Annotated in this window: 9 protein-coding genes; all 9 read right to left on the reverse strand. The window is 62.6% G+C overall.

The features are described from left to right. A partial coding sequence (locus Q0H50_RS01720) for a serine acetyltransferase (RefSeq protein ID WP_366936610.1) occupies positions 1 to 750 on the reverse strand: 750 nt, incomplete at its 3' end. A gap of 201 nt (positions 751 to 951) precedes the next feature. After that, complete coding sequence (locus tag Q0H50_RS01725; protein ID WP_294418614.1) at positions 952 to 1,608, reverse strand: signal peptidase I; 657 nt, start codon at positions 1,606 to 1,608, stop codon at positions 952 to 954. After that, the gene (locus Q0H50_RS01730) at positions 1,608 to 3,503 is read right to left on the reverse strand and encodes a DUF2357 domain-containing protein (protein ID WP_294418615.1); all 1,896 of its coding nucleotides are present in this window, start codon (positions 3,501 to 3,503) and stop codon (positions 1,608 to 1,610) included. The genes Q0H50_RS01725 and Q0H50_RS01730 overlap by 1 nt, the downstream gene beginning before the upstream one ends. A 57-nt stretch (positions 3,504 to 3,560) precedes the next feature. Continuing rightward, entirely contained in the window at positions 3,561 to 5,249 is a 1,689-nt protein-coding gene (locus tag Q0H50_RS01735) for a hypothetical protein (RefSeq protein ID WP_294418617.1), read from the reverse strand. Positions 5,250 to 5,313: 64 nt separating this feature from the next. After that, on the reverse strand, positions 5,314 to 6,111 hold the full coding sequence (locus tag Q0H50_RS01740; RefSeq protein WP_294418618.1) for a signal peptidase I: 798 nt from the start codon (positions 6,109 to 6,111) through the stop codon (positions 5,314 to 5,316). 39 nt (positions 6,112 to 6,150) lie between these two features. Continuing rightward, on the reverse strand, positions 6,151 to 6,933 hold the full coding sequence (locus tag Q0H50_RS01745) for a hypothetical protein (protein ID WP_294418619.1): 783 nt from the start codon (positions 6,931 to 6,933) through the stop codon (positions 6,151 to 6,153). Then, the gene (locus Q0H50_RS01750; protein ID WP_294418621.1) at positions 6,934 to 7,821 is read right to left on the reverse strand and encodes a hypothetical protein; all 888 of its coding nucleotides are present in this window, start codon (positions 7,819 to 7,821) and stop codon (positions 6,934 to 6,936) included. Positions 7,822 to 7,836: 15 nt separating this feature from the next. Then, a complete protein-coding gene (locus Q0H50_RS01755; protein ID WP_294418622.1) occupies positions 7,837 to 8,688 on the reverse strand; it encodes a hypothetical protein in 852 nt (283 codons plus the stop codon). A gap of 9 nt (positions 8,689 to 8,697) precedes the next feature. Further along, the gene (locus Q0H50_RS01760; protein WP_294418623.1) at positions 8,698 to 9,564 is read right to left on the reverse strand and encodes a hypothetical protein; all 867 of its coding nucleotides are present in this window, start codon (positions 9,562 to 9,564) and stop codon (positions 8,698 to 8,700) included. Positions 9,565 to 9,687: the final 123 nt, after the last annotated feature.

Genomic DNA, 9,687 nt, shown 5'->3' on the forward strand with positions numbered 1-9,687 from the left:
GCTGTAGATGGTGACGTCGTCCTCGATGGTGGGATGGCGCTTGACGCCGGAGAGCGCCTGGCCGGCGCGCGTGGACAGGGCGCCCAGCGTGACACCCTGGTAGACCTTCACGTGGTTGCCGATCGTGGTGGTCTCGCCGATGACGACGCCGGTTGCATGGTCGATGAAGAAGTACTCGCCGATCGTGGCGCCGGAGTTGATGTCGACGCCCGTGCGGCCGTGGGCGTACTCGGACATGATGCGCGGGATGAGCGGCACGTCCTGCACGTACAGCTCGTGCGCGATGCGGTACACGAAGATGGCGAAGAAGCCCGGGTAGCTGAAGATGATCTCTTCCTTGCTCTGGGCGGCCGGGTCGCCGTCGAAGGCGGCCTGCACGTCGGTCAGCAGGATGCGCTGGATCTCAGGCAGGCGGCTGAAGAACGTGGCGCAAATCTGGTCGACGCGCTCGTCCAGCTCTTCGGTTGCCAGCCTGCCGCGGAACAGCAGCGCCTCGCGCAGCTCGCGGCGCAGCGAATCCTCGATGCGGATGAGCGTTTCGCCGATGAAGTACTCGGGGTTGATGCCCGTGGGCGTTTCGTCGCCGAAGTAACGCGGGAAAATGACGCGGCGCAGGTCCTTCACGATGTTCACGATGGCAAGCTTGTTCGGGAAATGCTTGTTCGGGTCGGTGAAGAAGATCTCCTCGCGCTCGCTGTAGTTTTTCGCGATGCCTGCAACGATGTCGTTCAATTGATCCTTATCCAGCATGATGCCTCGCTCTCTCGTCTGTGAGCGCCTATAAGTCTTGCCCCATCTTATCACGGTTGTCTCTAGACATAGTAGGCATTTCGGTTACAGACCGATGCGATGCGGAAGCGTCCGCGCCATTCGCGTTCCGACCGGCGTGCCGCTGAAGCGCACCGGCCCGAGCAACGCGGGCGTAACAGTTCAGGCGGCGAAGAACCTGGGCTATTCGCCCTTGGGAGAATCCTCGGGCTTGTCGGCGTCTGCCTGCTCGGCTTCCGCCTTCTCGGCGTCGCGTTTGCGGCGAACCTGTTCCACGGCGGCGCGAAGGGCGGCCTCGTCCTCGGCGCGCGCCACCTCCTTGGTGGACTTCACCAGGTTGGCAAGCTCGAAGCCCAGCAGCAGCACCAACGGCACCACGACCAGCAGCAAGAACACCAACGGGTTCGCGAACAGCGAGACCACGGTTCCCAGCGCCGCCGACACGAACACCACCTTGCCCACCACGTTCACCGCGGCGACCGGCTCGGAGTCCTCAACGGCGTTGGCATCGCCTTTGGTGCGGAACATGAGCTGGCCGTTCTCCTCGTACACGCTGGTGATGCGATGCGTGTTGAGCGCGCCTTCCAGGTTCTGTTCCGTCGAGCGGAACGTGATGATATCGCCCTCCTGCAGGGTCTCGGGGTCGACGTCCTGCGTGATCAGGAACGAGTGGACGGGAATGGCGGGCTCCATGGAGCCGGTGAGCGTGCGCATGAAGCTGTAGCCGCCAAGCGTCGGCACCTCGCCCGCCGGTGTGAACACCGTACGCAGCAGCACCAACAGCGCCAGCGCGATGACCACCGCCGCCAGCACGTTGACAACGCGAAGGATGTGTTTCATTATCTGCGGCCACCTCCGGACGGTGCGTCCACCTCATTGAAAGAAGCACGACCGGCAGCCTGAGCGTCACCGGAAGCGGAGCCGCCGGCGTCGGAAGCATCGCCGGGCTCGGCGGGCACGTCCTCGCCGCGCAGGCGGGCGCGCAGGTAGTTCGAGAGCTTGTTGCCCTCGGCGCGCTTTTCCGCGCGGACCCTTGCGCGCTCCGATTGCTCCAAGCGGGCGTTCAGCTGGGCCAAGCGCTGCTCGAAGTCCTGCTTCGCTTGCGCCAGCTCCTGGGCGTGGCGCTGCCCTGCCTCATCAGCCTCGGCCTTCGCGGCCTCAACCATGGACGCCGCCTCTGCCTGCGCAGCCTCAACAGCCTCATCAGCCTCAACCCGCGACGCCTCCACCTTCGCGGCCGCCTCCGCCTTCGCCATCTCCACCGCGGAAGCGGCCCCGGCTTTCGCAGCGGCTATCGCCTGGTCCGCCTCGACCTTCGCCACCGCAACCTTGGCGGCTGCGTCGTCAAAGGCGCCACGGACCTCCGCCGCCGTCTCCTCGCGCATGCGCTCGACCTCCGCCTGGGCGTCCGAACGCGCCTGGGCCGCGTCCTGCTCGGCGGCGCGCTTGCCCGCTTCGGCGTCTTCCAGCGAATCGCGCAGTTCGTCCAGCTCCGCCTCGGCAAGCTGCGCGCGCTGCGTCAACGCGGTTTCCCGCTGCTTGAGCTGGTCGACCTCATCGGCAAGGTCATCGCGCTCATCGCGAAGCGCGTGAACCTCCACCTTGAGCGACTTCAACGCACCCTGCAGGTCCTCGTTCTTCCCCCGCTGCTCTTCCAGCGCCGCTTCCGCATCAAGTTGCGCCTGGGTGACTTCCTCGACGAAAACCTTGCGCACCTCCACATCGGGGATGTCGCAGCTGTCTACTATCTCTTCCTTGATCTCCTTCACGAACTTCGGCTCCACCGGCTCGCGCTGCTCGCTGGCAAGCTCGGTGAGGTTGCGCTCGTCGGAGACAAGGCTTTTGAACACCGCGTAGTTGTTGATGAGGTTGGTGTACATCTGCGCCATGTACTCATCGTCGAACGCCAGCGCGGAGTCCTTCACCTGGATGCTGTAGCCGACCTTGTCATAGCGTTCCATGAACTGCCACAGCTGGAAGCACTTGCGGTAATTCGGGTCCTTCATGATCAAGTTGGTGCGCTGGATGGGGCTGCGCACCGCCGAGCACCCCTTCATGATTTGGCAAAACGAGCTGCCGCGCAGCGCCATGACCAGGCGGCGCACGCGGTCGATGCGCATGAAGGTGTCCATGTTGTCGGCGTCGTTCTCCGCGAAGTTCTGACGGTCCTTCACCGTCATCTCGACGTTGTACTCGATCTCCTCGTACGCGTCGCCGATCTTGCTGCGCATGGTGAAGCGATTGCGGATCTCGTTGCCCGTGGACCAGAAGATCACGTCCGTGCGCTTATCCACGAAGGTGAGCAGGCGCTGGATCAGGTGGTATACGAAACGGTTCTCGTACAGGTCGTAGGTTTCGGCCATGTTCACGTTCAAGATCTTGGTGGGGTGCACGCCCCCGTCGTCGGAAGGCGCCAGGAACTGCGTGTTCTGGCTGAGATGCCGCACGCTGTCGGCCGAGATCTTCTTGGCCAGCGAAACCGGCACCACCTCTTCCTCGGTGGTGATGAAGCGCCGCGGCTTCTCGATGATGCTGTTGATGGCGTCAAGCGAATCCTCGATCACCGAGATCCACTCCTCATCGACGACCTTGACCAGCTCTTCGCGCTGTTGATCGATGGTGGTATCGGAAGCCTTCGCCAGCTCGAAGAGATAGCGGAAATACCGATCGTCTTCCTGGATGGGCTCCATCTGCTCGGCAAAGCTGCCGTACAGGTCTTGAATGGTGTCTGACATCTACATACCCCGCAAGCAAACACGCCCGAGCGCCTCCGCGGGCGCCCGGGCCGATTCCTAGTACATGTTCTGGATTCGCAGCAAGTACGAAACGCTGTCGGGCAGGCCGCCCTCACCGAAGGTCTTCTCGATGTAGTCGATAAGGCCGGTCATCTCGTCGCGCACGAAGCTGACGTTCATGGATTCGAACTTCTTCAGCACCTTGCGCGCGATGATGTAGTCCATGCCGCCCAGCTCGGTGCCGCCGCACGCCACGTACACGGGGATGAAGTCGTACATCTGCTTGATGATGCGGTTGCCGAACGCCAGGCGGAAACGCGTCTGCAGGTACTGGTCCAGCTTGTGCATCTTCTCCAGCACGTCCTCGGAGATGACGTGCTCCACCTTCGCCTTCTGGAACAGGTACTGAAGGTGCTCGCTGGTGACGTGCACGCGCTCGTGGTGCGGGCACTCGAACGCGTCGGCGCGCTCGTTGAGCTCGATGGGGATGGCGCGGTCGTACACCTTGTCGGTGATGGTGAACGTGGAGTCGTCGTTGTTGGCGGTGCCCACGAACCACAGGCTGTCGGGAAGGGTGATCTTGCCGTCGTGAAGGCCCTTCGGGTCGCCGTCCCACGCGGTGGGGACCAGCTCGAGCACCCACTCGTCGTGGCTGGGCATTTCAAGGACCGACAGGATCTCGGCGAAGTAGTATTCCACGCGCGCCAGGTTCATCTCGTCAAGCACGATGAAGCTCGGGTCCTGGCGCAGACCCGCTTCGTACAGGGCGCGCAAAAACTCGGTTTCGTTGAAGCGCTTGGAGAACTCGTTGAAGTAGCCGAGCACCTCGGTACGGTCGCGGAACGAGGGCTGCACCGACACGATGGTGGCAGGGTTGTCCACGTAGCGGCTGAACGAATACGGCAGCGACGTTTTACCGGTACCGGAGATGCCCTCCAAGATGAGCAGCTTGCTGGCGGCCATGCCGGCGACGTAGCGGCGCACGATCTCGGGCGAGTAGTACAGCCCCAGCTCGCTGCAGGCGAACTCGCGGTAGCCTTCCACGAAATGCTCCAGGGTGATGGCGTCGTCGTAGACGGGCGGCTGCCAGTCGCGGTACTTCAGGTCGACGAGCGAGAGCTTGGGGAAGCGGTTGGCCAGGGAGATCTCCTTCTCCTCGGCAAGCGTCTTGGCCTCGACCGTGGCCTTGGCCATGGCAGCGGCGGCACCGGACACCGAATCGCCATCGAGCGAAAGCGACGCCGAGCCCGCAACGACGCCGGGAACGACTTCGCCTTCCCCGCCCGCAGACGCCTTGCCGAGCACATTGGCAACGGTGGGAACGTGCTCGTCGGTAAGGGCGGAAGCGCCCATGTAGGGAATGCGCTGCGTGCCGCCCATGGCGTTCACCTTCAGGGCGAGCAGCTTGTTCTTCTCGTCCATCAGGTCGAGCACCTGCTTGTTCAGGCGCCCGATCTCGCGGTAGAGCGTCTTGTTGTCGGAGCTGTCGCGCTTAAGGTCGGCGTGCAGCTTCCATCGGCGCACCAGGATGATGGCGATAAGCACGGGGATGGCCACGAGCAGCGCGAACAGGACGACCGCGCCGATCTTGCCGGGTATGTCAAAGGATTTGAAGTACGAAAGGAAGATGTTGAAGTAGTCGACCCATCCGAAGACGAGCAGGTTCAGGATCGAAGCGAACACCGCAACGACGTTGTACACCACTTTCGACAGCAGTTCCCAGGCAAAGCTTAGAAACTCACTCACGGGCCACGCCCTTTCTCATACGCGAAACGCGCACCGGGAACGCCCGGCGCGCGCAAACAGTTGCTTACTTCTGATCGGACCCGGATTCGGAACCGGGAGCGGACCCGGATTCGGAGGCGGAATCGCCGCCTCGGGCCGATTCGGCGGACGCCAGCTTGGCCTCCGCTTCGGCCTTCAAGCGCTTGGCTTCCTCGAGCGCCGCTTCCGCTTCTGCGCGCGCCGCCTCGGCTTTGGCGCGATCGGCTGCCGCAGCCTGGGAATCCTCACCATCCACGATGGCTTCCGCCCGCTTCATGCGATCCTCCTCGGCCATGGCGCGCTTGAGGTTCATACCCACGATGACCAGGTGGTAGACCTGGTAGATGAAGAACAGCAGCATGGGCAACACGATCACCGCAAGGAAGCCCCAAGTGGTGGAAAGGAAGCTGATGACCTTGCCCATGTACGGGATCTTGCCCACGTACTTGCCCACGATGTCGCCGTCGGCGATGACGTGCTGGTCGGCGAATTCGTTGTTGTCGCCCTTGGTGGTGTAGCTGTTCAGCCCGTCCACCTGGTTGATGGAGACGATGCGGTGGGTGTTGAGCGCGTACTGGTTGTCGATGATGGTGTGGAACGTGACGATGTCGCCCTCCTGCAGCGTGGACGGATCGCACTGCTTGATGAAGATCAGGTCGTTCTCATCGAACGTGGGCGCCATGGACTCGGACTGGACCGTCAGCGGGGTGAACCCGGCAAGGCTGGAAACGCTGCCGTCGTCTTTGGTGGCAAGCGTGGTGAACGCAAACAACGCCGCGACCAGGATGACGATCCACATAATGACGCTGACCACGATGGATGCAGCTTTTTTAACCGTACTCATCTCGACCTTTCCTATGCATCGGCGCGTAGCACGTGCCCGCTACCGTTGATCTTGCTGCTCTTGTTGTTCCTGCTGTTCGATGCCTTCGAATCGCATGGCGACCGAGTAATCGGCTCCCCTGACAATATTAGTGCAATTCGGGTCGGTTCCTTCCAACCAAATCCGAACGACGGCGGGTTTGTCCGTCTCTGCGACCAGGTTAAACATGTTCCCCGCCTCGCTCGAGCCCCCTGTGGGGATGCCGAAGGTTGTCACCCCTCCCGATGTTGAGGCGTCAGAGCCCATGTTCGGGTTGTAAATCCACGTTTGCCCGTCGCACGTGAAGCTCATGCGCATGGCCTGCGGCAAGCTATCCACGTTCGAGGAGAACGCCGTTCCCGCTTCCCCGTTGCCGCCCGACTCGCCGGTAAGGCGCACGATAATGTCCTGGTGGCTGATGAAGTGCAGGGTGAACTCCAGATATGCGCCCGTTCGCGCCTGCGCCTCCGAACCGTCCTCGTAGGTGAAGCTCTGCCCGTCTGAGGTGGTCACCGGCTGCAGCTTGGAGGAATCGATGTCCGTGCCCTGCTCCGAGGAAATGCGCGCGGAGATTTGATCGAAGCCCAGAGAGCTCACATACTGGTCGAAGCTGTCGTGCGCGTCCAGGTCGAAACGCAGGGCGTTACCAGCGTTGGCGGTAAGCGCCAGCTGGCGGGCTTTCGCCTGGTCGGAGATGGAGAACCACGCAAACGACGCCATGGCGATGGCCACCAGCGCGAACAACACCAGCAGCACCGTGGTCGCCAGGCGATGGCGCAGGTCCCGCTTCCCTTCCTGGTCCATTTACACCCCCTGCCCATCAAGCACGGCGAACAGGTTCACGTGCAGGATGCCCGCGTCGTTGTACAGATAGTCGGCGCTGTCCTGGTCGGTGCCCTCTATGTAGTAGTACACGTCAAGCCGATAGGTTTGCCCCAGGTCCATGGCCAGCAGCGCGTTTTGCGGGCGCGCGGCGGACTCGTCGGCACCCATGAGATAGGCGGTGTAGTCCTGAGTGTCATCATTTGCGCAGGCCAGCGCGCCGTTTTGCCAACCGAGCAGCATGCCGTCGGAATATCCCGGAAGCGAAGGCGCGGTTACAGGATGCTCCGAGCGGTGCGAACCCGCCGAATCGTCCAGCGTGAAATAGCGGCTTTGCAGCACCTGCCCGTCGCGGGAAAGCTTCAAGCCCACGCGCGTTGCCTTCAGAAGCTCGGGGTCGGCGCCTTCCGGAGCCAGCGTGTCCCCCAGGTACAGGTTCACCACGCCCGAGGCCATCGAGGCGCCCGATCCGGTGATGCTGGCGCGCATGTCCACCCACCCGTGGTAGAAATGCTGGCCGTCCTCAGCCTGCTTGAAGCTCACGGCGCGGCCCTGCTCGTCGGTGCGCGAGCATTCCGCAAAGCCTTCCAAATCGAACGTGGAAACCGGGTACAGCGTGAGCGGGCTGGGGCTGTTGGACGAGAACGCAACGTCGCCCTCGCTGCTCCAACCGCCGGCGGACGCATCGCCCAGCTCGACCACCAGCTTGCTGTCGCCGCTGCGAACCGAGACCGAATCGGTGTTCACCTTTGTGTTGTTGGTGAACCACGCATAGGTTGCCGCAACCAGCACGGCCGCCAGCACAAGCAACGCGAACACCGCTCCGACCTGGGCGAACCGGTATTTAGTTGTTCTGGAACCCGTGCTCATGCCGCCTCCCCTCCTTTACGCCTTGGCGCCCGCGAACGCGAACTGCAGGGAAATGGCCTGGGACTGCGCCTCGCCGATGCAGTTGGCGTCGCAGCCTTCCATATACACGAAGTAGCGCACGCTCGCCACCTCATCGGCGCCCAGCGTGAACAAGGGCGTGGCGCCGGAGCGCGCCGTGGGCGTATCGCCCGAACCGTCCATGCTGTACGCGGAAACGGACTGCGCCGGATCGGCGACGTAGCTCCACGAACCCTGCCCGCTGACGACCACGTCGCTTTGCGCGGTGGTGCGCTGCTGCGCCGCCCCGGACGTGTCGCCCAGATCGTCGTACCGGAAGATATAGCTTTGCGTGCCCGCAGAACTTTGGATGATGAAGCCCACCCGTGCCGCCGCCAGAAGCTGGGAATCGGCAGAGACGCTCATCTGGCTGGGATACAGGTACACCGCAAGCGGCAAGCTGGACCCCTTCAGGTAGAACGTGCCCGTAAGGGCGTATTCGCCCAGCTCGGACGTGCAGTTCGCATAGTCGGTGGTGATCCCGGCGGCGTTTTGGAACGTGGCGCGCCAAAAGTCGGAAAGATCGGACGTGGAAACCGGGTACAGGGTTTTGTCCGCGGAAGCCAGCTGGCATTGCTCGGCAAAGGGGCCTTGCTCGCTGGCGGAGATGAGCAGGTCGTAGCCATCTTCGCTTACCGTATGCGCCGCAGGCGTGACGTTGGTGAAACGCGAATTGGAGAACCACGCGAAGGTGGCAGCGCTCAGCACCAGCGCCAGCACCGCCAACCAGGCGGCGGCCGCAACCATCCGCTTGCGCGCGGAAAACGCGTCGCGCAATCTGGCTTGTCCGTTGTTTCCCTGAGAACCCATGCGCACCCCCTATTCCCGGCTTCCCGCGAAATGCAGGGCAAGCGACGCCAAGCTGGTGTCGCACAGGTTGTTCGTGCAGTCCTCGTCGCAGCCCTCCAGCCACACGTAGACGTCAACCTGCACCGGCGTGCTGCGGTTTGCGCCCTCGGCGGCGGCGGGAAGCGTTGCCAGCTTGGTGCCGGGCTTGGTGACCACGCCTTCTTCTTCGTTATATTCGCAGTAGTTGGTAGAGTTGAGCGGCGTGAACGCGACCGTGGAACCGTCGGTCTTGGTGCTGTCCAGGACATGGCCCGCTTCGCCCTGCTTGGTGTTGTAGCTTGCTTGGGGGTTGTGCGCCTGGGTGAGCTCGAACACGTATTGCCCTGCCACAGGCTGGTTTTCGCCAGGCTGGTGCACCACCAGGCCCACGCGAAGGGCGGTGGAAACGGGGTTTTGCGGATCGATATCGTCGAAGCGGATGTCCGACAGGTACACGTCGGTGGAAAGCGAGCTGGTGGCCAGGTACAGCGAGGTTTCGTAGTAGTCGGAACGCTGGGCGGGCCCGAAGAAGGTGGCCAACAGCGAATCCTGCGTGTCCCCGCCCGTGAAGCCCACCGCTTTCTGGAACCCGTTCAGGATGTTGTCCGTCGAAACGGGGTTCAAAAGCCCCTGAAAGGAAAGGCCGGCGCTGGACTTGTATTCGCCATCGTATGAATCGGAGATGAGGAAGGTCACGCCCGTTCCGGCGGCCATCTTCACGTCGGTGATGTGGCGATCGGCATGATAGATGTACCACGCGTAGGTGACCATCGCGGTGGCGAGCGCAGCAACGATAAGCGTTGCCAGCATGCGCTTGAAGCGCTTGCGCAACTGCCTGGAATCGCGCGCTTCCTCCATCGCGGGTCACCTCCGTTCGTTCTGCAAAATCACTGAGAGCCAAAAGCCCGAGTAACTTGCTATTTTATGTCAAATGTCAGGGGACTCACATCTTCGATCGACCAGACCGCAGAAAGGCCAAAG

It is taken from the genome of uncultured Senegalimassilia sp. (genome assembly GCF_934632265.1).
GTDB lineage: Bacteria > Actinomycetota > Coriobacteriia > Coriobacteriales > Eggerthellaceae > Senegalimassilia.